At 71.1% G+C, this 21,468-nt stretch carries 15 protein-coding genes and 1 pseudogene; 12 read left to right on the top strand and 4 right to left on the bottom strand.

Annotated elements, in window-relative coordinates; genetic code table 11:
• Nucleotides 1-8 precede the first annotated feature (8 nt).
• Nucleotides 9-1,652 carry an ATP-binding protein gene (locus WMF34_RS44230; protein WP_437991585.1) on the bottom strand — a complete coding sequence of 548 codons (1,644 nt, stop codon included), beginning with the start codon at nucleotides 1,650-1,652 and terminating at the stop codon, nucleotides 9-11.
• Between the two features lie 116 nt (nucleotides 1,653-1,768).
• Between WMF34_RS44230 and WMF34_RS44225 the strand changes: the two genes are divergently transcribed.
• The 6 genes and pseudogenes from WMF34_RS44225 (at nucleotide 1,769) to WMF34_RS44200 (ending at nucleotide 7,558) form a co-directional block, all read left to right on the top strand.
• Nucleotides 1,769-1,912, top strand: a complete 144-nt coding sequence (locus WMF34_RS44225; protein ID WP_231864565.1) for a hypothetical protein — start codon at nucleotides 1,769-1,771, stop codon at nucleotides 1,910-1,912.
• A 9-nt stretch (nucleotides 1,913-1,921) separates the two neighbouring features.
• Nucleotides 1,922-2,059, top strand: a pseudogene (locus WMF34_RS44220) (AbrB/MazE/SpoVT family DNA-binding domain-containing protein); the annotation flags it as partial.
• 17 nt (nucleotides 2,060-2,076) lie between these two features.
• Nucleotides 2,077-2,262, top strand: coding sequence for a type II toxin-antitoxin system PemK/MazF family toxin (locus WMF34_RS44215; RefSeq protein ID WP_420877286.1), 186 nt, complete (start codon nucleotides 2,077-2,079; stop codon nucleotides 2,260-2,262).
• An 85-nt stretch (nucleotides 2,263-2,347) separates the two neighbouring features.
• On the top strand, nucleotides 2,348-3,112 hold the full coding sequence (locus WMF34_RS44210) for an ABC transporter ATP-binding protein (RefSeq protein ID WP_012241252.1): 765 nt from the start codon (nucleotides 2,348-2,350) through the stop codon (nucleotides 3,110-3,112).
• On the top strand, nucleotides 3,113-5,233 hold the full coding sequence (locus WMF34_RS44205; RefSeq protein WP_437991584.1) for an FtsX-like permease family protein: 2,121 nt from the start codon (nucleotides 3,113-3,115) through the stop codon (nucleotides 5,231-5,233).
• Nucleotides 5,234-5,776: 543 nt separating this feature from the next.
• Entirely contained in the window at nucleotides 5,777-7,558 is a 1,782-nt protein-coding gene (locus tag WMF34_RS44200) for a right-handed parallel beta-helix repeat-containing protein (RefSeq protein ID WP_437991583.1), read from the top strand.
• Nucleotides 7,559-7,587: 29 nt separating this feature from the next.
• Here the strand turns inward: WMF34_RS44200 and WMF34_RS44195 are convergent, their stop codons facing one another.
• Nucleotides 7,588-8,238 carry an RNA polymerase sigma factor gene (locus WMF34_RS44195; protein WP_231864563.1) on the bottom strand — a complete coding sequence of 217 codons (651 nt, stop codon included), beginning with the start codon at nucleotides 8,236-8,238 and terminating at the stop codon, nucleotides 7,588-7,590.
• Here WMF34_RS44195 and WMF34_RS44190 point away from each other — a divergent pair.
• From WMF34_RS44190 to WMF34_RS44175, 4 genes are all read left to right on the top strand, one after another.
• On the top strand, nucleotides 8,230-8,355 hold the full coding sequence (locus WMF34_RS44190; RefSeq protein ID WP_269454217.1) for a hypothetical protein: 126 nt from the start codon (nucleotides 8,230-8,232) through the stop codon (nucleotides 8,353-8,355). The two genes, WMF34_RS44195 and WMF34_RS44190, sit on opposite strands and share 9 nt — an antisense overlap.
• 447 nt (nucleotides 8,356-8,802) lie before the next feature.
• Nucleotides 8,803-10,749, top strand: coding sequence for a YgiQ family radical SAM protein (locus WMF34_RS44185; RefSeq protein WP_437991582.1), 1,947 nt, complete (start codon nucleotides 8,803-8,805; stop codon nucleotides 10,747-10,749).
• Nucleotides 10,724-11,953 carry an aminotransferase class V-fold PLP-dependent enzyme gene (locus WMF34_RS44180; protein WP_437991581.1) on the top strand — a complete coding sequence of 410 codons (1,230 nt, stop codon included), beginning with the start codon at nucleotides 10,724-10,726 and terminating at the stop codon, nucleotides 11,951-11,953. Before WMF34_RS44185 ends, WMF34_RS44180 begins: the two co-directional genes overlap by 26 nt.
• 905 nt (nucleotides 11,954-12,858) lie before the next feature.
• On the top strand, nucleotides 12,859-15,237 hold the full coding sequence (locus tag WMF34_RS44175; protein WP_437991580.1) for a hypothetical protein: 2,379 nt from the start codon (nucleotides 12,859-12,861) through the stop codon (nucleotides 15,235-15,237).
• A gap of 6 nt (nucleotides 15,238-15,243) precedes the next feature.
• Here the strand turns inward: WMF34_RS44175 and WMF34_RS44170 are convergent, their stop codons facing one another.
• Nucleotides 15,244-15,825, bottom strand: coding sequence for a hypothetical protein (locus WMF34_RS44170; RefSeq protein WP_437991579.1), 582 nt, complete (start codon nucleotides 15,823-15,825; stop codon nucleotides 15,244-15,246).
• 39 nt (nucleotides 15,826-15,864) lie between these two features.
• Nucleotides 15,865-16,740 (bottom strand): hypothetical protein, encoded by an 876-nt coding sequence (locus WMF34_RS44165; RefSeq protein WP_437991578.1) that lies wholly within the window; start codon nucleotides 16,738-16,740, stop codon nucleotides 15,865-15,867.
• 93 nt (nucleotides 16,741-16,833) lie between these two features.
• Here WMF34_RS44165 and WMF34_RS44160 point away from each other — a divergent pair, with 93 nt between their 5' ends.
• Nucleotides 16,834-18,699: a bifunctional homocysteine S-methyltransferase/methylenetetrahydrofolate reductase gene (locus WMF34_RS44160; RefSeq protein ID WP_437991577.1), complete on the top strand. Its 1,866-nt coding sequence runs from the start codon at nucleotides 16,834-16,836 to the stop codon at nucleotides 18,697-18,699.
• A gap of 75 nt (nucleotides 18,700-18,774) precedes the next feature.
• Nucleotides 18,775-21,438 (top strand): M1 family aminopeptidase, encoded by a 2,664-nt coding sequence (locus WMF34_RS44155; RefSeq protein ID WP_437991576.1) that lies wholly within the window; start codon nucleotides 18,775-18,777, stop codon nucleotides 21,436-21,438.
• The last annotated feature ends 30 nt before the right edge of the window (nucleotides 21,439-21,468 follow it).

Below are 21,468 nucleotides of genomic sequence, written 5' to 3'. Positions count from 1 at the left end.
AGAACGCCTCACGTCCCGCCCTGGGCCGGCCGCGCGTCCGCTGGCAGCCGCATCGTGAACGTCGTGCCGCGACCGGGAGCGCTGTCCACATGGACGCTCCCGCCGTGGGCTTCGGCGCAGGCGCGTACCAGCATCAGACCGAGGCCCCATCCGCGCGCGCGGTGCTCGCCTGCGGCGCGCGTGAACGGATCGAACAGCGTCTCTTGCGCCTCCGGCGGGATCGGCGCGCCCTCGTTGTGCACGCTCATCTCGACGCCGTCCCGCAGCTTCGTGATCGCGACGGTGATCGGCGCGTCCTTCGCGCCGTACTTCAGCGCGTTCGAGATCAGGTTCCAGAGCGCGCGTCGCAGCTCCGAGGCACCCCAGATCCCTCGGACGCCCTCGTCTGCATGCAGCACGATGCGGTCAGGGTGATCGGCCGCGAGATCGTTGACGAGCTCGCGGCCGATCTCGCTCAGGTTGCACTCCTCGAGCGTGACCGAGAGACGCCGGCCGGCGTGAATCCGATCGGCGTCGAGCAGATCGGTCACCATGCGGTCCGCCCGATCCAGGTTGCGGACGACGATCTCGACCCGCTTCGCGATGCTCGGCCCGTCCGCGTCCGGCTGCGCGGCGAGCAGCGTCGCAGCCAGCCTCGCGGCCGACAGCGGACCGCGGAGATCGTGCGCCAGGACCGCGACGAACTGGTTTCGTACCTCGCGCGCGACGCGGAGGGCGCCGAGCTGGTCGAGCAGCTCGGCGTAGAGTCTGGCGTTGTCGAGGTGGAGCGCGAGCCGCTCGCCGACCGCCGCGATGCGCCGCGTCTCACGGGCGGTGAACGTCCGCTTTTCACGGAGGCCGATGTACAGGACACCCATGAGAGAACGCTGCGGCGGAAGACGGATGCCGAGCAGCGAATGGATGCCGCTGTGCCGGAGTCTATCCGGCACGTCGAGCAACGTGGTCTCCACGTCGCGCATCGATATCGCATAGTCCTGCAAGGCGACGACGCCTGCGAAGGACGATGCGTCGACGGCTCGCACGTACTCGACGAACGGCTCATCGGCCAGGCCCACCGAAGCGACCATCTCCAGCTTCCCGGTCCTGATGTCGTGCAACAGCAGCGCAGCCGTATCGGCGTCCATCGACTCCATGACGATCTCGAGGACCTTCCTCAAGCGCCCCGGCGACAGGGGCGCCTCTCCGCCGAAAGGCTGCAAGAACGGGTCATGGAGCAGCCGCAGGTAGCGCTTCTCTGTTTGCTCGTCCTCCAGGAGGTGTTGCCGGAACGCTCGCGCTATGAACACGGAACGGGCGTGGATCTCGGCGAAGAGGCGATCGATCTCCTCCAAGCTCGGCTGCTCTTCGGCGGCTGCGATGGCCCAGGTGCGAACGATCGCGCGCCCGAGGATGGCGAACTCTTCAAGCGCCTCCTCGAGGCTGAAGCCAGCACGCAAGCGTGAGGACATATGGCTCTCGATGAGCTCGTCTCGCTCGCGGCGCACTTCCTCCCCGTCCCATCCACGGGCGAGCGTCCGCACGTACTTGGGCATCATGTTCGTCAGCTCGGGGCTCGCCAGCCCCCGCGCCGCCGCTGCCCTGTTCGCTTCGCGGGCCCACGCTTCGACGATCTCTGATGCGCGCGCCGCGATGATCTGTTTGATCGTCCGCATCGACCCCCCCTCACATCCTTGTCGAGATGATCCTTAAGAGGCTCGACGGGGCTCCTGCCAGTGCGCGTCACCGAGGCTCCGGATCACGCCACCCGAGCGCTTGGGCGCATTCGCCCATGGGCCAGCTTGCCGAGAAGCAGCGCCGCGCCACGTACGCCGACCTCGGCGCCGTCCCACCGAACAAGGTGGCAGAGCTCGTCCGCGGCCCCCTGCACGTGTTCCCCCGGCCGTCTACCGCGACGCCGCGCGCGTTGTTGTGATCACGTAGGCTGAACCTGAAAACCCGCCTGGTCCGCATCGGCAACTCCAAGGGAGTCCGGCTCCCGGAGCCCCTCATCGAGCAAGCAGGCTTGACCGAGGAGGTCGAGCTCCAGGTGCGTGGCAATACCATCATCATTGCCGCACGAAAGTCGCCTCGAAGCGGCTGGGCGGAAGCCGCACAGCGCTTGCACGCCGCGTCGCGTGCCGCTCCTCGAACAAGAGCGGGCATGTCGTCATCGTTCAGCTCCGCACCGTCGATCGGGAGCGTCTCGTCCGCCATCTTGGTCGCAACTCGCCGGCGACCCTGACGCGCGTCCTGGCCGTCCTTCAGGAAATGTTCTCTCCCTGAGCCGAGGAACGCGCGCCGCCGAACACCACAGAGATAGAATAGGCGCTGACACCCGGGACGTGACGAGCCCGGCACCGCGCAGCCCATGAGCACCCCCTCGACCCCCGCCTCCGACGAGGCCGTCCTCCGCGTCCGCAACCTCCACAAGTCCCACGCGCTCGGCGCGACGCCCATCGAGGTGCTCCGCGGCGTCGACCTCGACATCCACGCCGGCGAGATGTGCGCGATCATGGGCCCCTCCGGCGTCGGCAAGAGCACGCTGCTCTCGTGCGTCGCGGGCCTCGAGTCGCCCGATCGCGGCGAGATCCGCGTGCTCGGCGAGGACATGGCCGCCCTCGACGAGCACGGGCGGACCCTCCTGCGGCGCCGCCGCGTCGGCATCGTCTACCAGTTCTTCAACCTCGTCCCGACCCTCACGGGCTACGAGAACATCGTCCTGCCCTACCTCATCGACGGCGCCGCGCCCGACCACGACGCCGCGTCGCGCATGCTCGATCGCGTCGGCATGCGCGCCCGCGCCGAGCACCTGCCGTCGCAGATGTCCGGCGGCGAGATGCAGCTCATCTCCATCGCCCGCGCCCTCGTCCGCCGCCCCGCGCTCGTGCTCGCCGACGAGCCGACCGGCAACGTCAACGTCGCGACCGGCCGCCGCATCATGGCGCTGCTCGCCGACGCCCTCCGCGACGCCGGCAGCGCCATGCTCCTCGTCACGCACAACGCCGAGGACGCCGCCCGCGCCCACCGCGTCGTCTTCATGCGCGACGGCCTGCTCCTGCACGACGCCGCCCTCGCGGGCCCCGCCGTCACCTCGGCCGCCGTCCACGATCGGCTGAAAGAGCTCGGCATCTGAATGCTCCTCCTCCTCCGCGCCCTCTTCCAGCCGCTCGTCCGGATCCTCGCCCTCCGCAACCTGCGCGCCGACCGCTTCGGCGCCATGGCCGCCGTGCTCGGCGTCGCCCTCGGCACGGCCACGGTCAACGTCGTCCTCATCCTCGACGTCGGGACGCGCGCCGTCGAGGCGAGGAGCGCCGTCACCAACCCCGACCTCCCCGTCTTCACCGATCAGACCATCACCCTGCGCGGCCTCCGCCCCGACGGGCAGCCCATCGACGCCGAGGACGCCCAGGAGGAGACCCACGAGGACTACGAGATCATGCGGTCCGCGATCCGCCTCGGCTCGCTCTCCGCGTTCCTCGTCGGCGCGCTCATCGTCTTCTTCACCTTCAACGTCGCCGTCGAGCGCCGCCGCCGCGAGATCGCCCTGCTGCGCAGCGCCGGCGCGCTGCCGCCGCAGGTCGCGGCGGTCTTCGTCCTGGAGGCCCTGCTGCTCGGCATCGGCGGCGCCGCGCTCGGCCTGCTCGGGTCGATCCCGCTCGCGTACCTCGCCGCGAAGGCGGGCATCACGACGACGGGCCGCGCGCGCATCCCGCTCAACGCCATCGTCCTGCCCTGGAGCGCGATGCTGCTCGTCTGCGGCACCGGCGCCCTGACCGCGCTGCTCGGCGTCCTGCGCCCGGTGCGCGACGCGCTCCGCCTCGACATCGCGCGCGCCCTGCGCCCGCGCTTCGTCGAGGGCGGGGCCGAGCAGCGGCGGCGCATGCGCGGCGTCACGCTGCTCGCGCTGCCGTTCATGGTGCTCGTCTACGGCCTCTTGCGCCCGTTCTTCCAGGAGTCCGTCCCGCTGTTCGCCTTCTTCGTGCTCGAGGCGGGCCTCGCGTGCGCGGCGTTCCTCGCCGCCATCGTCTTCGTCCCGGACCTCGTCGCGCGCCTCGGCGCGCTCGCCGTCCGCCTCGCGCCGCGCCGCTGGGCCGCCGAGCGCCTGCTGTTGCGGCGCCGGGTCGAGCACAGCGGCCACGAGCTCGCCTGGAGCGTCGGCGGCGTGATGATGGTGTTCGCGCTCCTGCTCGCGCTGCACATCGCCACGGCGGCGCTGAAGCAGGAGGTCACGGCCTGGGCCGGCCGCGCCCTCGCGCCCTACGCGTTCCTCTACCCGGACGAGCCGCTCGGCCACGCCGAACGCCTCCTGCCGCGGTTGCCGGAGCGCCTCGTCGCGGCGCGCTTCTCGAGCCGCACCCCGTGGCCCAACGTCGCCTACGCCGTCCCGGCCGACGAGCTCCTCGCGCTCGCCGAGGCCACGGGCCGCGAGGAATCGATCGCGCTCGCCCGCCGCTTCGGCCCGGGCAAGGCGCTCGTCTCCACGATGATGGCCCGCCGCTTCGGCGTCGGCCCCGGCGACCAGCTCGAGGTGGGCGGCCGCGCCGGCACGCGCCGCCTCGAGGTCGTCGGCATCACCGACGAGCTCGGCTACGTCCACGCGGCCGGCGCGTACCGCAACCTGCGCACGTACGCGGTCATCGACGCATCCGACTTCCCGGTCATCTCCCCGTACGCGACCGCGATCGGCCACACGATCGCCCTCGCCGATCCCCAGACCGGCGCCGCGGCGGCGCGCGGCGGCTCCGCGACGCCGCCCTGGGCCGAGCTCCTCGCCGACGTGCCGCGCGCGCGCGACGTCCGGATGCAGACGGGGGTCGAGATCGAGGCCATCCGCCGGAAGGCGACGGGGCGCGACTTCGTGATCTTCGACATGATCCTCGGCTTCACGACCGTGCTCGCGGCGATCGGCGTCGCGAACCAGATGGTCCTGGCGCTGCACGCGCGGCGCCGGGAGCTCGCGCTGCACCGCGTGCTCGGCATGACGGCGGGGCAGGTCCGCCGGATGGTGCTGATGGAGGGCGCGCTGGTGGGCGCGCTGGGCGGCGCGCTGGCCGTGCTGCTCGGGATCCCGCTGGGCTCCGCGGCGCTCGGCGCGCTGCGCACGGTGTCGACCTTCGAGGTCGAGTTTCATATCCCGCCGGAGTACGGCCTGTTCACGGCGCTCGGCGCGACCGCGGTGGCGCTCTTGGCGTCGCTCTACCCCGCGCGGAGCGCGGGGCGGAGCAACGCGGCGGAGTCGGTCCACTACGAGTGACCACGAGCAGGAGCGCGCGCCCGTCCATCACGAAACCCGCCCGGCCGTCGCGGGCTCTTCTCCCCCGATCGCCCCCGGCGTGCCGCCGCGAAGCGCTCGGACGCGGCGCTTGCGCAGAGGCGTTCAGCATGACAAGCCACGTGGCATATCGTGGGCGCGACCACACTCCCGCGGGCACGTGCGGCGGTGCCTCCGGCGCGTTCACCGCAAGGGGCAACCCGCTCTCGAAAGTAACTGTCACGGACAGCCTCGCTAGCCGTTGACGGCGAGCCAGCGCGCCCCGGCACCCAGCGTCCCTGGCGTTGACGTGCCCTCTCCGCGCCCGCCGGGGCGGACCGCCGCGCCGCGCGCGGCGCGCCCGCTCATGAAATCGCTCAGGCCGGACGCGGAGAGCGGGACATCGGTGTGCTCGCGTCGCGGCGACCCCGGAGGGGGTGACTCTCTCCCTGGCACAGCGGTGCTCCGCTCGACTTCTGCGCTCGCTCCTTGCTCCTGACCGCGACTGACAGCGACGGATCGACCCTCGTCCGAGAGGAGGTATGTGTGTTATTCGACCAGCGGTTTGTGCAGATCTGGATCGGAGCCCTGCTCGCGCTCGCCTCCGCTCCAGCCGGAGCGACGCAGCCCCCGGCCAGCACCGCCCGCTCCGAGGCGGGCTGGGGATATCACCCTCCTCCGGACGAGCGCGCGGTGTCCTCCCAGGGTTTCTGCAGCCTCGATCTGCCCTACACCGAGCCGCCCTTCCTGGCAGACCAGACGACCGGCATCGCCTGCCCCGGTTACGCCACGCTATCGCCGATCTGCACGGGGCCTTTCTGCCCAGCCAACGGCGTTTGCCCGGGGACGAGGGCGCTGCACGAGGACCTGAATGCTTGCCAGGGGGCGGCCTGCTGCCTGCCAGGCTCCGTCGACCCGGACGGCGTGGTCAACGTCCTGCCCTACCTGGCGAGGCCGGCGGAATGGCCGTTCTCCGCCGACGCAGGCATCGACCGCAGCACGAACGTCGACGACAGCCCGGGCATCGCGACGGCCATCGAGTGCGCGGCGTCGCTGAGCGCCAGCAGGCGCACCGTGGCTTTCGCTGCCGGGCGTTACGTGCTGCGCACCCCGCTGCGGCCGCACCATGACGCGCTCACCCTGGAGGGGCCGGAGCTGTCTCCCGAGGCCAGCCCGGGCGATCCCCGGACCGCGACCCTCGTGGCGATCCCCTGCAATCCGGAGCAGTACCCCGGGGCCATCCAGGTCACCAGGGTCGTCAAGCCGGACGGGACCACCATCAGCGCGGTCCGGGGGCTCTGGATCCGCAATCTGCAGATCGCGGCCACGGAGGGGCCACGCAGGACGGCGAACAGCGGCATCCAGCTGAACACCTGCTCGGACTGCAAGGTGGAGAACGTCATCATGCGCTACTCGCCCCTCGTTCCCCAGCTACCTTCCTGCAAGCCGAGCAACCTGGAGGGCATCAGCTTCACCTGGGGCTCCGGGGGCGTCATCCGGAACGTGCTCGTGGATGGCTTCTCGAAGAGCGGCATCTACCTGTCCTCCATCGCCGGGTACCACGACACGCCGCCCATCCTCGTGGAGAACTGCGAGATCAGGAACATCAACGGCCCGGTCGGCGCCAGCGGGATCAAGATCGTCACCGCCAACGTGACCGTGCGAAACTGCCATGTCCACCACAACATGATCCACCCCGGCGACGGCTCCACCACGGTCAGCGGCGGGCATGGCCTCTGGATCTCCACCCAGATCGCCCCTGGGCCCGGGATCCCGAGCCCGGTGCCGGAGAACGTCGTGGTCAAGGACAGCTACTTTCATCACAACGGCGGCGCCGGCGTCGTGCTCGCGAGCCCCATCGAGGACGAACGTCCGACGGGGATCCTGATCAAGAAGGTCAAGTTCGCTTACAACGGGAGCCATGGCGTCCACGTGCAGGCAGGCGCCGGCGTGGCGTTCCTGGACGTCTGGTCCTGGGGAAATGCGCTCTACGGCGTGCTCCTGAGCTCGCGGACGACGCTGCCCGCGACCTCGGCCCGGGTAGAGGATGTGACCCTGGAGAACCTGCTCGTCTTCGACAACGCCCTGCGCTTCGCGTCGGGCTCCTTTCCCGGCATCCGGATAGAGGCCAGTGACGTCACGATCCGCGGCGGCACGGTGGCTCGCTGCGAGCCCTGGCGCGGGATGCAGTCGCGATCCATCCAGCAGCAATGCTGGCTGTCGGGGCCGGCCGGCGCGCAGGTGCTCTTTCCTCCGGAAGAGAACGTCATCTCGGACGTGAGCACCTACGGCACGAGCGCGCCGGAAGTGCTGGCGTGCCCTCATTGACGAGCGGCGGGGGCCCGCGCTGCGCCGGCTCACTTCCCCCGCCTGCGCCGCTGGGGGGCCGGCCGGCGGCGCGTCGTCGACTCCGCGGCGAACGGCCTGTCGCCGAGGCGCAGCGCGCTCCGCTGCTCCGGGTCGAGCCGCTTCACCGCCGCCCGGAAGTCCTCGCGGGCCAGCCGTAGCCGGTTCTGCCCCGTGTTCTCGTTGATCTGGAGCTCCCGGGCGATGTCCACGACCGGGATGTCCAGCATGTCGTGCATCACCAGCATGACCCGCCGCTGCGGGTCGAGGCTGGCGAGCAGCGCGTCGATCACCTCCGCCCGCTCCATCGCCTCCAGCCGCTGCTCCAGACGGGGCCGGCTGTCGGCGCCGGCGGAGATCGCGGTGAGCCGCAGGCCGTCCGGGATCTCGCGGCGCCGATAGGCCCGGTCGCGGTAGTGGCTGACCTGCCGCCACGCGATCCCGTAGAGCCACCGGTAGAGCGAGTCCCACACCCGCCGCGGCTGCCCCTCCCCGATCCACGGGAGCACCGCGCTGAGCGGCACCGGCTCGTGGTCCTCGTCCTCGAAGTCGTCCTCGAAGAAGTCGTCCTCGTCGCGCCGCCCCTGCAACGCGCGCAGCAGGCGGCTCGCGTCGAAGGTCTCCAGATTGCGATAAGCGGCGAGGAGGACGTCGTGCAGCACGTCCTCGCGATCGTTCGCCCCCACGCCAACCCCCCGGAGCAACCCGCGAAGGAAGGGAACGCCCACCTCGTGCACCACAGCGAAGCTGAGATGTTTGGCGCGGAGGTCATCATCTGATCGTGATTCCACATATTATTTTTACTGACCCTCTTTCCGGGTCGTTTTGGAACCCTCCTCCACGCGCCAAAATCACTTGTTTTGAAGCATTTTGTGACGAGCTCACCAGCGACTGACGCGGAGTGAAACGCAGCGGCCCGCCGCGGTGGTGCGTGGCGCGCGCCAGCCTTCATGTCGCGTCCGGAGATCCGATGCGCCGTGACCAGAAGCCGTGACCTGCTGGCCGGGTATCGTGCAATTTGTGCGTTTCTCCAGGGAAAACGCGGGCCGCGCCCTCCCGCCGGCCCCCCGCGCGCCGGCCTCCGCCGCGGCCCCGCGGGGCTCCCCCGGCGCCGTCACGCGGTCACGCCGTCACGCCGTCACCCGTCCACCCGCCGCCCACCCGTCGCTTCCCGCCGGGGCCGCCCCCTTGCCGCCCGCTCTCCCGGCCCGTAGGGTGACGGCGCCGTGCCCCTCACCCAGCTCCGCCGAAGCGCCGGCGCCGCCCCCCGCGACCTGACCGCCTTCCTGCCGACGACCCGGGAGGAGATGCGCGCGCGGGGCTGGGACGCGCTCGACATCCTGCTCGTCAACGGCGACGCCTACGTCGACCACCCCGCGTTCGGCGCCGCGATCATCGGCCGCTTCCTCGAGGGGCGTGGCTTCCGGGTCGGCGTCGTCTCCCAGCCCCGCTACCAGGACACGAGCGACCTCCTGCGGATGGGCGTACCCCGGCTCATGGTCGGGGTCACCGCCGGCAACCTGGACTCGATGCTGAACAAGCTCACCGCGCAGAAGAAGGTCCGCAGCGAGGACCAGTACTCGCCGGGCGGGCAGGTGGGCCTCCGCCCCAACCGGGCCTCGATCGTCTACGCGAACCTCTGCCGCCAGGCGTTCCCCGGCGTCCCCATCGTCCTCGGCGGCATCGAGGCGTCGCTCCGGCGCATCGCGCACTACGACTACTGGTCCGACCAGGTCCGCCGCTCGGTCCTGCTCGACGCCAAGGCCGACATGCTCATCTTCGGCATGGGCGAGAAGGCCGTCTGGGAGGTCGCCGATCGCCTCCGGCGCGGCGAGCCCGTCCGGTCGATCCGCGACGTCAGGGGCACCGCCGTCCCCCTGCGCAAGGGCGAGTGGGAGCACATCGAGGGCTCGCGCTACGTCGCCGACGGCAAGGCGGTGATCCTCCCGAGCTACGAGGAGGTGGCCGCGGACAGGAGCGCCTTCGCGGAGATGTCGCGCGCGTTCCAGTTCGAGACGAACCCCGGCAACGCCCGCCCGCTGCTCCAGGCGCACGGCGCCGAGGCGGTGTACTTCAACCCGCCCGCGTTCCCGCTGGAGACGGGCCAGATGGACGCGCTCTACGACCTGCCGTTCACGCGGGTGCCGCACTGGTCGTACGACGCGCCGATCCCCGCGTACGAGACGGTGAAGCACTCGGTCGTCACGATGCGCGGCTGCTTCGGCGGCTGCACGTTCTGCTCGATCACCGAGCACGAGGGCCGGGTCATCCAGTCGCGCTCGGCGGACAGCATCCTGCGCGAGGTGCGGGCGCTGCGGCGCATGGACGGCTTCCGCGGCGTGCTCAGCGACCTCGGCGGACCGACCGCGAACATGTACCAGATGCGGTGCAAGGACGAGGCGATCGAGAACGCCTGCCGGCGGCTCTCGTGCGTCTTCCCGGAGGTCTGCGAGAACCTGAACACCGACCACGGCCCGCTGCTCAAGCTGATGAAGGCGGTGCGCGAGGAGCAGGGGATCAAGAAGGTCTTCATCGCCTCCGGCGTGCGCTACGACCTCGCGGAGCGGTCGCCCGAGTTCATCGAGGAGCTCGCCGCGCACCACACGGGCGGCCAGCTCTCGGTCGCCCCGGAGCACAACAAGAAGGACGTGCTCGACAAGATGAAGAAGCCGGGCATCGAGAGCTACGAGCGCTTCGCCGAGCAGTTCCGGTGCGCGAGCGAGGAGGCCGGCAAGAACCAGTTCCTCGTGCCCTACTTCATCTCGGGGCACCCCGGCTCGACGCTGCGGGACATGGTAGACCTCGCGATCTACCTGAAGAAGAGCGGGATGCGGCCGCGCCAGGTGCAGGATTTCATCCCGACGCCGATGTCGATGGCGGCCTGCATGTACCACACGGGGATCGACCCGCTCACGCGGGAGCCGGTGTACACGGCGAAGGACCTGCGCGAGAAGAAGCTCCAGAAGGCGCTGCTCCTCTACTGGGACCCGGCGCACCACGACGAGGCGCGGGAGGCCTTGATCAAGGCGGGCCGCGGGGATCTCATCGGCACGAAGCCGCACTGCCTCGTGCCGCCGGCGGCCGGCAAGGGGGCGCCGCCGCGCTACCTCGCCAAGGTCCGCGGGGAGCGCCGGGGGAAGCCAGCCGATGCGACACACCGCCGAAATCGATAGGGATCGGGCGTTCACCGCGAAGCTCGGCGATCGCGGGCTGTTCCCGCACCTCGCGCCGCTCGTCTACGTGAACCACGCGGGGATCTCGCCGCCGTCGCGGCCGGTGCGCCTCGCGATGATGGCGCTGCTCGACGACTACGCCGCGCAGGGGGCGGCCGCGTTCCCGGCGTGGTACGCGCAGCGGCTCCGGCTGCGGGAGAAGCTCGGCCGGCTCATCGGCGCCGCGGCGGCTGACGACATCGCGCTGGTCCAGAGCACGACGCGCGGGCTCACGGACATCGCGCTGTGCTTCCCCTGGCGGCCGCGCGACCGGGTGATCCTCTTCGAGGGGGAGTTCCCGGCCAACGTGACCCCGTGGCAGCGCGCGGCCGCGATCTTCGACCTGGAGGTCGTCTTCCTGCCGCTCGGCGGCTTCGCGGACGGCAGCGGCTCGGGCCTCGCCCGGCTGGAGGGCGAGCTCGAGCGCGGGGCGCGGCTCGTCGCCGTGAGCGCCGTGCAGTTCCAGACCGGGCTCAGGATGCCGCTCGCGGCGATCGGCGCGCTCTGCCGCGCGCACGGCGCCGAGCTCTGCGTGGACGCCGTGCAGGCGGCCGGCGCGACGCCGGTGGACGTGGAGGCGGCCGGGGTCGATTACCTCGCGTGCGGCGGCCACAAGTGGCTGATGGGCCTGGAGGGCACGGGCTTCCTCTACATCCGCCGCGAGCGCCTGCCGTCGCTGCGGCCCGCGGTGGCGGGCTGGCTGAGCCACGAGGACGCCGTGAGCTTCCTGCTCCAGGGCCCGGGCAAGCTCCGGTACGACCGGCCGATCCGGCAGCGCGCCGACTTCGTCGAGGGCGGCAACCTCAACGCCGCGGGCTTCGCCGGGCTCGAGGCAGCGGTGGACCTGATCCTGCAGATCGGGGTCGAGCGGATCCACGAGCATGCGAACCGGTTCCTCGACCCGCTCGAGGAGGCGCTCCGGGAGCGCGGATGGGAGAGCCTGCGGCCGGGAGATCCGGCGCTGCGGGGTTGCTCGCTCGGGGTGAGGCCGCCGGGCGGCGCCTCGGTGGTCGAGCTGTACCGCGAGCTCACCCGCCTCGGCATCGCCTGCGCGATCCCGGACGGCGTGCTGCGCTTCTCGCCGCACTGGCCCAACGCGCTCGACGAGTGGGAGCAGGTGCTGCTGTCGGTCGACGAGGCGCTGGGGCGGATCGCGACGAGGTGAGTCGGCCCCGCGCGCGGCGCATCGAGCGATGCCGTCGCGATGAAACCTGAGAGAGCGATGCACGGAGACTCCGCGATGCATGGCTGTCCACGGATCCATTGCGATGAGTTCGGTCGGGACATCCTCGACATGCTCTCCTGGACTGACTGGCTGCGGCGGCGGAAGACGTCTCTCTCGCCCAGCACCGCCGCGACGACTCGCTGCTAGCTGGACTCCTCGCTCGCGACAGAGGGCGCTGCGGCGCGAGCGTCCTCGTCTCCCAAGAACGAATTTGCGGTGACGAAGCGGCGCTATCCGCCGCTGCTCGCCGAGCCCCTCACCCGCGCCGTCCCGCTCGGGGATGTCGTTATGCGTTCTGTCGACATGTCGCATTCCGTGCTGCGGCTGTCTGACATCCACGCATTGCAGGACCCACCTTCACACCAAGGCCTATCGAGGCAGCGCCCTCCCTCAACGCCATCGATGTTCACCCTCCTTGACACGCGCGAAACCGAAGAGGACGATGAGAACGGCAAATAAGGACGGGATCGTCCTTCACGTGACCTAACCATCCGCGTGCGCTCGTGCGCTGGGGGGCTCCGCAAGGCGCTCGACAGCAGCGAGCCGCTGTGGACCGCCTTTCAATCCAAGCTCGGGTCATTGGCTCCGGCGCCGCACACGCCGCCGGTCCGTCAGGGTTTACCACCGACAGGGAGAGCCACATGCCGCGTCATAGAACATCCATTCATGCACTCTGGTTTTGCATCACCGCCGTCACGTCCTGCATCGCGGAGGTCGATCCAGCGAGCACGGACAGCGCCGAGGAGACTCGGCCTCACGGGCAACAGGGGCCCGACGCCGCGTCCCTGGAGCGCCGCGCGGCGTTCATCGCGACAGTTCAGAGACAGGCGTCTTCTGCGTACAATGTGAGCCTCAACACGGCGGGCGCGCGCGCCGCGGTGAGCGCTCTGAATCCGGCGCACGGCCTAGTCTCCGAGTTCACGTCGGCCGGCGTCGCCGTGACCCGCGAGAGCTCGGGTCGAATCACGATGAAGCTCGCGCGTTATGGCTGCGAGGGGGAGCTCGTCCCCCTGGACGTCGCGGCCGAACCGCGCGGATCAAACAACCGCGTCGAGCTCAGGCACCTAGCCCGGTCCGGGGGCCTGAGCGTCACGGAGTGGTACCTGAACGGCCCCCTCGGGCTGGAGCAGGGCTTCTCCCTGGATTCGCCGCCTCCATGCCGTCTCGACGGCGAAGGCAAGGTGGAGCTCGAGATCGCGCTCGGGGGCGATCTCTCGCCGGAGCTCTCGGAGGACGGCCAGTCGGTGGCGCTCTTGGACGAGGCCGGCGCGGCCGTGCTTCGGTATGCCGATCTCGTCGTTCAGGACGCGCGCGGGAGCGTGCTTCCGGCGGAGATCAAGCTGAGCGACGCGAGCCTCTCGATCGTGGTGGACGACGCCGGCGCGACCTATCCGCTCGAGGTCGACCCGCTCATCGCCACGGAGCAACACGTGCTCTATGCCAGCGATGCCTCGAGCGACGACTATTTCGGGTGGTCGGTGGCCGCCTCGGGGGACACCGCGGTGGTCGGCGCCATGGGCGCCGAAGCAGCGTACGTGTTCGTGCGCGACGGCGCGTCGTGGTCCCAGGCGGCCGTGCTCACCCCCAGCGATGGTCTGCCTGGCGATTTCTTCGGCGTTTCCGTGGCCATCGACGGGGACACGATCGTCGTCGGAAACAGCACGTCGGCTCGCGCCGCCGAGCGCCGCGCCGCGTACGTGTTCGTGCGCAGCGGCGACGCGTGGCATGAGCAGCAAAAGCTCGTCGCGAAGGACAGCCCAGGCGGCGACAGCCGGTTCGGATACACCGCCGCGATATCGGGCGACACGATCATGGTCGGGGCGCCCAACGATCATGGCCCGGGCGGCGCGTACATCTTCGTCCGGAGCGGCGCCGCGTGGGAGCAGCAGGCCAAGCTCGCCCCCGGCCGCGACGGACGCAACCAGGGCTACGCCGTCGCCCTGCACGGCGACACCGCGGTCATGGGCAGCGACTGCGACGACGGTTCAAGAGCGCGTTCGTGTCAAGTCTACGTGTTTACCCGCGCCGGCGACGCCTGGTCCGAACAGGCCATCCTTTACCCGCCGGTCGGAGCGACACCGCATTACAGGTTCGGCGGCTCGCTCTCGTTGAGCTCGGAGACGCTGGCGGTAGGCACCATCGTCTACAATGAGTATGGCCCTGACAGGCTCGCCGCCGTGGTCTTCGCGCGCGGCGAGGGCGCGTGGAAGCAGCAGGCCATGCTGCACTCCAGCGACGTCGATGCTCCGGGCTGGGGCGGCTGGTATCGCAACGCCAGCGTCGCCGTGTCCGGGGACAGGCTGGTCCTCGGCGGAAGCGACGACGGTGAACAGGGACCGAGCATCTTCGCCAGGATCGGCGATGTGTGGACGCCGCAGGGCGCGGCCGAGAGCTCCACATGGAACAGGCGGGATGTTCGCGTGGCGCTCTCGGGAGACACGCTGATCGCCGGCACCTGGACCGACGACGCTCGCGGCTCCAGCGCCGGCGCTGCTCATGTCATCCAGCTGCGAGAGGGTCCGCCGCCTCACCTCGTGGGCGCCCGCGCCTTCGTCGATCGTGCCGCCGACAAGCCATTTGTGCTCGACAACCCCGACACCAACAGGTTCGGGACGCCGAGCAGCATCAACTGGGCGAACTTCACCGGGACCACGCAGGGCGCGTCGCTGTTCACCCTGTCCCTCCTGCACGAGGATCCCACGCTGACGACCTCGATCCTCCGCGGCTGGTGGGGATCCACGAGCCCCACGTCCGCTAGCCTGTACGGCCACGTGGTCGCCGGGAACCACTTCAAGCGGATCTCGAAGATCGGCGACATTCTGCCTGGCGATCTGCTGGTCATCAACTACACGGACGGCGGCTCGGGACACACGGCGATCGTCGATGCGTACCCGACCGCCATCGCGCCGGCCATCGAGCCCGTCGTCTCCGGCACGACCCAGTATTCGCTCCGGGTCATCGACTCGACGAGCACCGCCCACGGATGCGCCACGGACCCGAGCACGGGAGACACGCGATGGGTGCCGGCCGATCCCACCAAGCCGTGCCGCGGCGGGAGCACGGATGGGGGGGCGGGCAGGGGCACCATGCGTCTTTACGCCGTCTCCCCGGGCCAGGCGAACGCCGGGAACCTCACCGGGTACAGCTGGAGCCTCACGTCGGGCTCCGCGTACTTCCCGCAATCCGGCGCGCGGCCCCACGCGATCGGGCGGCTCGTCCGCTGACCTCGCTCACCGCCCCCGCTCGTAGTCGAGCGCGGCCTTCTCCACGACGTCCCAGTCCCGCGCGGCCCGCTCGGCCTCGGCCACGAGGTCCGCGGTGAACAGCGTGAGCCCCCAGATGCCGTTGTCTCGCCGCCGGAACGGGTACCGCGTGCCGCGCGCCGTCTCGACCGTGGCCCGCTCGCCCGTCACCTCCACCTTTTCGATGCCGGACAGGTCGCGCCGGAGGCGCGCGACGAAGCCCTGCTTCGTGGCCATGTCGACCCACACATCCGCCCCGTCCTCGGCCATCGCGTGCGCGCGGTACTGCTCCAGCAGGCGCGCGCGCTCCGGCTCCGGGTAGCTCGCCTCGATCCGCTCGCTCGCCTTCCGCCGGTAGTCGCGGATGGTGTACGCCGCGTGCTGCGCCTGGTCCTCGAGGTACGCGAAGCACGCGCGCGGATCGTTGACGCCGATGCTGTTCGCGATGCGGAGATAGGCGCCCTCGGGCGTCGTGTCCGGCGGAAATCGGCCGAGCTTGACCACGACGAGCACGAGGGCCAGCGCGCCGACGATGGCGGCGCCCCAGGCGATGGCACGGCGGCGGGTCATGTCCGGCTCATCTCTCGCTCTCCCGAACCGCCCGGCACGCTAGTCGATGTGCCCGCCGAACTGCAGATAGAGGGACGTTACCCGCCCCCGGTCGAACGCGGGCCCGAGCGGCCTGTCCAGCGCGAGGAGCAGGCCGGCCCGCATGAAGAAGGTCTTCTGGCTGTCGTACACGAAATACGGCAGCAGCGAGACCTGCCCCTGATCGCCGTCGACCGACGGCACCCACACCGTCTGGAGCGCCACGCCGCCGCCGAAGCCGGAGCGGCTCTGGAGCTCGGGCTCGACCTTCGCCTGGAACACCGCCTCGAGATCGTCGGAGTCGTCGAGGAAATCGCGCGCGACGCCGCCCCCCACCGGGATGAAGAACGTGAGGTCCCCGCCCGCCCGGAGCACGAAGGACCTCCCGAAGCGGTACTCGATGCCGCCCAGGCCGCCGACCGGGAGCGCGTTCGCCGCCCAGAGGTGCAGATCGTAATAGGCCATCGCCGCCGCGCTGAAGCCCCTGGCGGCGTGCCAGTCGTAGCCGTCGACCGCGCCGAGCGGCAGCCCGGCGCGGCCGCCCGCGTACCACGTGAGCTTGCGGTCCGCGTCCGAGTAGTAGAGCGTGAACGTCGGGTTGCCGAGCGCGGCGCGCGACTGGCGGCCCGGATCCTCGAAGTCCCCCGGGCCGTCGAAGGAGAGCGCCAGCGGGAACTTCAGGTTGATGAACAGATCCGGCGACGGCTCGAACTGCACGAACGGGACGGCGGCGAGCGATGTGCCGAAATCACGGGCGCTCCACAGGTAGAGATCCACGCCCGCGTCCGAGCGGTGCACCGGCGGATGCCAGGCGTGCGCCTCGGAAGGGGCGGCGAGGAGCGGAGCAGCGGCGGAGACCGCCAGGGCGAATGCTTGAAGCCATCGGGGCGTGCTCATCTCGAGAACTGCCCTACCGAGATCCTCCCCGCGCCGTCAACCGCGTCGCGCTCCCCCTTCCTGAGAAGCCGGAGCGCCCCTACGATGCGCACCATGTCCCGCACGAGACCAGAGGCCCCATTCCTCGACGCGCTCCGGCGTTCGATCCTCGTGTTCGACGGCGCGATGGGCTCGCTGCTCTACGAGCGCGGGGTGTTCGTCACCCAGAACTTCGAGCAGCTGAACGTCGCGCGCCCCGATCTCGTGAAGAAGATCCACGCCGAGTACGTCGCGGCGGGCGCGAACGTCATCGAGACGAACACCTTCGGCGCGAACAGGTTCCGGCTCGAGCGGTACGGGCTCGTCAACGAGGTGCGCAACTTCAACCTCGCGGGCGCGCGCCTCGCGCGCGAGATCGCGGGCGGCGACGCGTACGTCGCCGGCTCGATCGGCCCGACGGGGCTCGTGCCCGGCGTCGCCACGCGCGACGACCTCGCCGCCGCGTCCGCCACGTTCGCCGAGCAGGCCGGCGCGCTCGCCGAGGGCGGCGCGGACCTCCTGATCCTCGAAACATTTCGCCATCTCGACGAGATCAAGCTCGCCATCGACGCGGCGCGGTCGGCCGCGCCGGGGCTCCCGGTCCTCGCGTCGATGACGTTCGACACGAGCGGCGTCGCGGCGGACGGCAGCGAGCCGGAGCGCGTCGCGCGGACGCTGCGGGACTGGGGGGTCGAGCTGCTCGGCGTCAACTGCGGCGACGGCCCGCAGCTGTCGCTCGCGATGGCGGAGCGGATGGCGACCGCGGGGCTCCCGCTCTGCGTGCAGCCGAACGCGGGCCTGCCCCGCACGGTCGACGGCCGCCAGCTCTACATGGCGACGCCCGAGTACTTCGACGTCTTCGCCCGCCGCATGATCCAGGCCGGCGCGGCGATGATCGGCGGCTGCTGCGGGACCACGCCGGAGCACGTCCGGTGGATGGCCAAGTCGGCCCGCATGCTCCGGGGCGGCGCCGCGCCCGAGGCCGCCGCGCGCCCGCACATCACGATGGACGCGCCCACGGGGCTCGAGCCCACGCCGCTCGGCGAGCGGAGCCCCCTCGCGGCGAAGATCGCCGCGGGCAAGTTCGTGGTCTCCGTCGAGGTGAACCCGGCGCCGGGCCTGAACCCCGAGAGCGCGCTGAGCGCCGCGAAGATGCTCATCGACAGCGGCGTCGACGTCGTGAACGTCGCCGACGGCCCGCGCGCCACGGCGCGGATGACGAACCTCGCCTTCTGCTCGCTCCTGGTCCAGCGCTACGGCATCGAGCCGATCCTGCACGTCTGCGGCCGCGACCGGAACCTCATCGGCCAGATGGCGCACCTGCTCGGCGCCCACGCGATCGGCATCAAGAACCTCGTCATCATCACGGGCGATCCGCCGAAGGTCGGCGACTACCCGGAGGCGACCGCCGTCTACGACCTCGACTCCATCGGGCTGCTCCACATGGCGAGCACGATGAACCGCGGCCTCGACCCGGCCGGCAAGCCGATCCCGGGCGGCAAGACGTCGTTCCTGCTCGCCACGGGGCTCGAGCCCGGCGCCCAGGACCTCGACAAGGAGATCGCGCGTCTGGAACGGAAGCGCGCGGCGGGGGCCGACATCATCATGACCCAGCCGGTCTTCCACCAGGATCTGCTCGAGAAGGTGCTGCGGCGCATCGAGCACCTGGGGATGCCGGTGCTCGTCGGCGTGCTGCCGCTGGTCAGCCACAAGAACGCCGAGTTCCTCCACAACGAGGTGCCCGGCATGCAGATCCCGGAGGAGATCCGCGAGCGCATGCGCAAGGTGCCGGCCGGCCCCGAGGCGCGCAAGGAGGGGGTGAAGATCGCCCGCGAGATGCTCTTCTCGGTGCGCGACCGGGTGCAGGGGGCCTACCTGATGCCGCCCCTCGGCAAGTACGAGCTGGCGCTCGAGGTGCTCGACGGCCTCAAGACGGGCTGATCCGCCCGGCGGCCCGCCCCCGCGCACGAGTTCTTGCTTGCAGCGCCGGGCGCCGCGCGTGGAAACTCCGCGGAGATGTCCATCGAGTACCGGCTCCACTCGCGCTGCGCCTGCGGCTCCGTGCTGTCGTCGTCCGAGTTCGCCGCCGCGTCGCGGCCCTTCACGCTGGCCGGGACGAAGCGCGTCTACGAGCGCTCGCGCCCCTTCACGATCCGGCACATCGCCCTCGATCTCGCCCTCGACGTCGAGGCGCGCTCGATCCGCGGCACGGCGCGGCTCGACGCGGTCCGCGTCGACCCCGGCGCGCGCGAGATCGCGCTCGACGCGATCGGCTTCGACCTCGAGGCGGTCGAGATCAGCGCCGGGGCCGGCCGCGCCGCGAAGCCCAAGCGCGGCGCGGGCAAGGCGGCGAGCGGCGCGCTCCACCCGGCCGAGCACACGTACGACGGCGAGACGCTCCGCGTCGCCGTGCCGCTCGACGAGGCCGAGGTGTCGATCCTGGTCCGGTACCGGGCGACGCCGCGCCGGGGGATCTATTTCCTCCAGCCGGACGAGCACGTCCCCGACCGCCCGCGCCAGGTCTGGACGCAGTGTCAGGACGAGGACGCGCGCCACATCTTCCCGTGCATCGACAAGCCCCATATCAAGCAGACGACCGAGCTCCGCGCGCAGGTGCCGCCGGGCTGGTACTGCCTGTCGAACGGCGAGCTCGAGAGCGACGCGAGATCGCAGAAGGAGGGCGTCTATCACTACCGGCTGGACGAGCCTCACCCGAGCTACCTGTTCACGCTCGTGACGGGCGAGTTCGCCCGCATCGACGACGCGGCGCTCGACATCCCGCTCGCGTACTTCGTGCCGAAGGGGCGCGAGGAGGACGGCCGCCGCACGTTCGCGCGCACGCCGGACATGATCCGCCACTTCAGCGAGAAGCTCGGCGTCAAATATCCCTTCCGCCGCTACGCGCAGGTGGTGGTGAGCGACTTCATCTTCGGGGGGATGGAGAACACGACCGCCACCACGATGTACGAGCACATCCTGCTCGACGAGCGGGCGGCGCTCGACATCTCGTCGGACGATCTCATCGCCCACGAGCTCGCGCACCAGTGGTTCGGCGATCTGGTGACCTGCCGCGACTGGTCGCACGGCTGGCTCAACGAGGGATTCGCCACGTTCATGGAGCACGTCTATCGAGAGCACCACCTCGGCGCCGACGAGTACGATCACGGCCTGAAGGCCGATCTCGACTCGTACCTTGGCGAGGCGCGCGGGCGTTACCGGCGGCCCATCGTCTGTCAGGACTACGACGCGCCGCTCGACGTCTTCGATCGCCACCTCTACGAGAAGGGCGGGCTCGTGCTCCACCTGCTCCGCCGGGAGCTCGGGGACGAGCTCTTCTGGCGCGGGGTGAGCACCTACCTGACGCGGCACGCGCGCGGGGTCGTGGAGACACGGGATCTCGCCCGCGCGCTCGAGGACGTGAGCGGCAAGTCGCTGGAGCGCTTCTTCGAGCAGTGGGTCTTCCGCGCCGGGCACCCCGAGCTCGACGTGAAGATCGAGATCGAGGGCGACCAGTGCACCGTGACGGTGAAGCAGGCGCAGGCGGCCGGGCAGCCCAGCCGGGAGCACGCGCTCCAGCCGGACGCCTCGACGCCGCCCGTCTTCGCGCTCGACCTGGTGCTCGATTTCGGCTTCACGGAGGGCAAGGGCTCGGTCACGCGGCGCGAGGTGCGGCGCGTGGATCAGGCGGCGCACACCTTCGTCATCCCGCTCCCGCGGCGGCCTCGCTTCGTGGTGGTGGATCCGGACCTCAGGATCCTGGGCGAGGTCAGGGTCGACGCGCCCGGCGATCTCCTGCGGGCGCAGCTCGCCCACGCGCCCACGGCGCGCGGCCGCATGCTCGCCGCGAAGCCGCTCTCGCGGCGCGACGACCCGCCGACGGCGCGGGCGCTCGGGCAGTCGCTCTCGGACGCGAGCGAGTTCTGGGGGGTGCGCGCCGCCGCCGCGGCCGCGCTCGGCGCGCTGCAGTCGAGCGCGGCGTTCGCGCTGCTCGAGGGCAGCGCGGGCGTGGAGCACCCGAAGGTGCGCCGGGCGGTCGCGAGCGCGCTCGGCAGCTTCCGGTCGGCCAAGGCGGCGGAGGTCCTCGGCAAGCTCGCCCTGCGCGACGCGAGCTACCTGGTGCAGGCCGAGGCGGCGCGCGCGCTCGGGGCCACGCGGCAGAGCTCGGGGTTCGAGACGCTGGTCGATCTCCTGGATCGCCCCTCGTGGGGCGAGGTCATCCGCTGCGGCGTGATCGACGGGCTGGCCAACCTGCGGGACGAGCGCGCCGTGCCGCACCTGACGGCCCGCACGCGCTACGGCGTCCCGACGCGGGGGCGGCGGGCGGCGATCATGGCGCTGCCGAAGCTCTCCAGCGATCGGCGGACGCGCGAGCTCCTCGAGGAGCTCCTCGATCAGCCGGATCCGTACCTCCGGGTCGACGTCGCGCGCGCGCTGGGCGATCTCGGCGATGGCCGGGCGCGGGGCGCGCTCCAGCGGCAGCTCGACCGCGATCTCGACGGGCGGGTGCGGCGTCGGATCCGCGAGGTCTTGCGCGATCTCGGCGGGGCGGGCAAGCGCGAGCTGGATCGGCTGCGGGACGAGCTCGAGGCGCTGCGGCGCGACAACGCGGAGATCAGGGCGCGGCTGGGCAAGCTCGAGGCGGCGAGCGCCAAGGTCAAGAAGGCGGCCGACGCCAAGTGAGCGAGCCTCTTTGCCGCGCCGCCGCGGTCG

The sequence above is a fragment of the Sorangium sp. So ce145 genome, assembly GCF_051525985.1.
Classification (GTDB): Bacteria; Myxococcota_A; Polyangia; order Polyangiales; family Polyangiaceae; genus Sorangium; species Sorangium cellulosum_B.
The sequence above is the reverse complement of the archived record's forward strand: the minus strand, read 5'-3'. Positions and strand labels throughout refer to the sequence as shown.

Coding starts and splice junctions, on each gene's coding strand:
- WMF34_RS44230 (WP_437991585.1), bottom strand. CDS start 1,652: ATGCGGACGATCAAACAGATCATCGCGGCGCGCGCATCAGAGATCGTC.
- WMF34_RS44225 (WP_231864565.1), top strand. CDS start 1,769: ATGGGCCAGCTTGCCGAGAAGCAGCGCCGCGCCACGTACGCCGACCTC.
- WMF34_RS44210 (WP_012241252.1), top strand. CDS start 2,348: ATGAGCACCCCCTCGACCCCCGCCTCCGACGAGGCCGTCCTCCGCGTC.
- WMF34_RS44205 (WP_437991584.1), top strand. CDS start 3,113: ATGCTCCTCCTCCTCCGCGCCCTCTTCCAGCCGCTCGTCCGGATCCTC.
- WMF34_RS44180 (WP_437991581.1), top strand. CDS start 10,724: ATGCGACACACCGCCGAAATCGATAGGGATCGGGCGTTCACCGCGAAG.
- WMF34_RS44170 (WP_437991579.1), bottom strand. CDS start 15,825: ATGACCCGCCGCCGTGCCATCGCCTGGGGCGCCGCCATCGTCGGCGCG.
- WMF34_RS44165 (WP_437991578.1), bottom strand. CDS start 16,740: ATGAGCACGCCCCGATGGCTTCAAGCATTCGCCCTGGCGGTCTCCGCC.
- WMF34_RS44160 (WP_437991577.1), top strand. CDS start 16,834: ATGTCCCGCACGAGACCAGAGGCCCCATTCCTCGACGCGCTCCGGCGT.
- WMF34_RS44155 (WP_437991576.1), top strand. CDS start 18,775: ATGTCCATCGAGTACCGGCTCCACTCGCGCTGCGCCTGCGGCTCCGTG.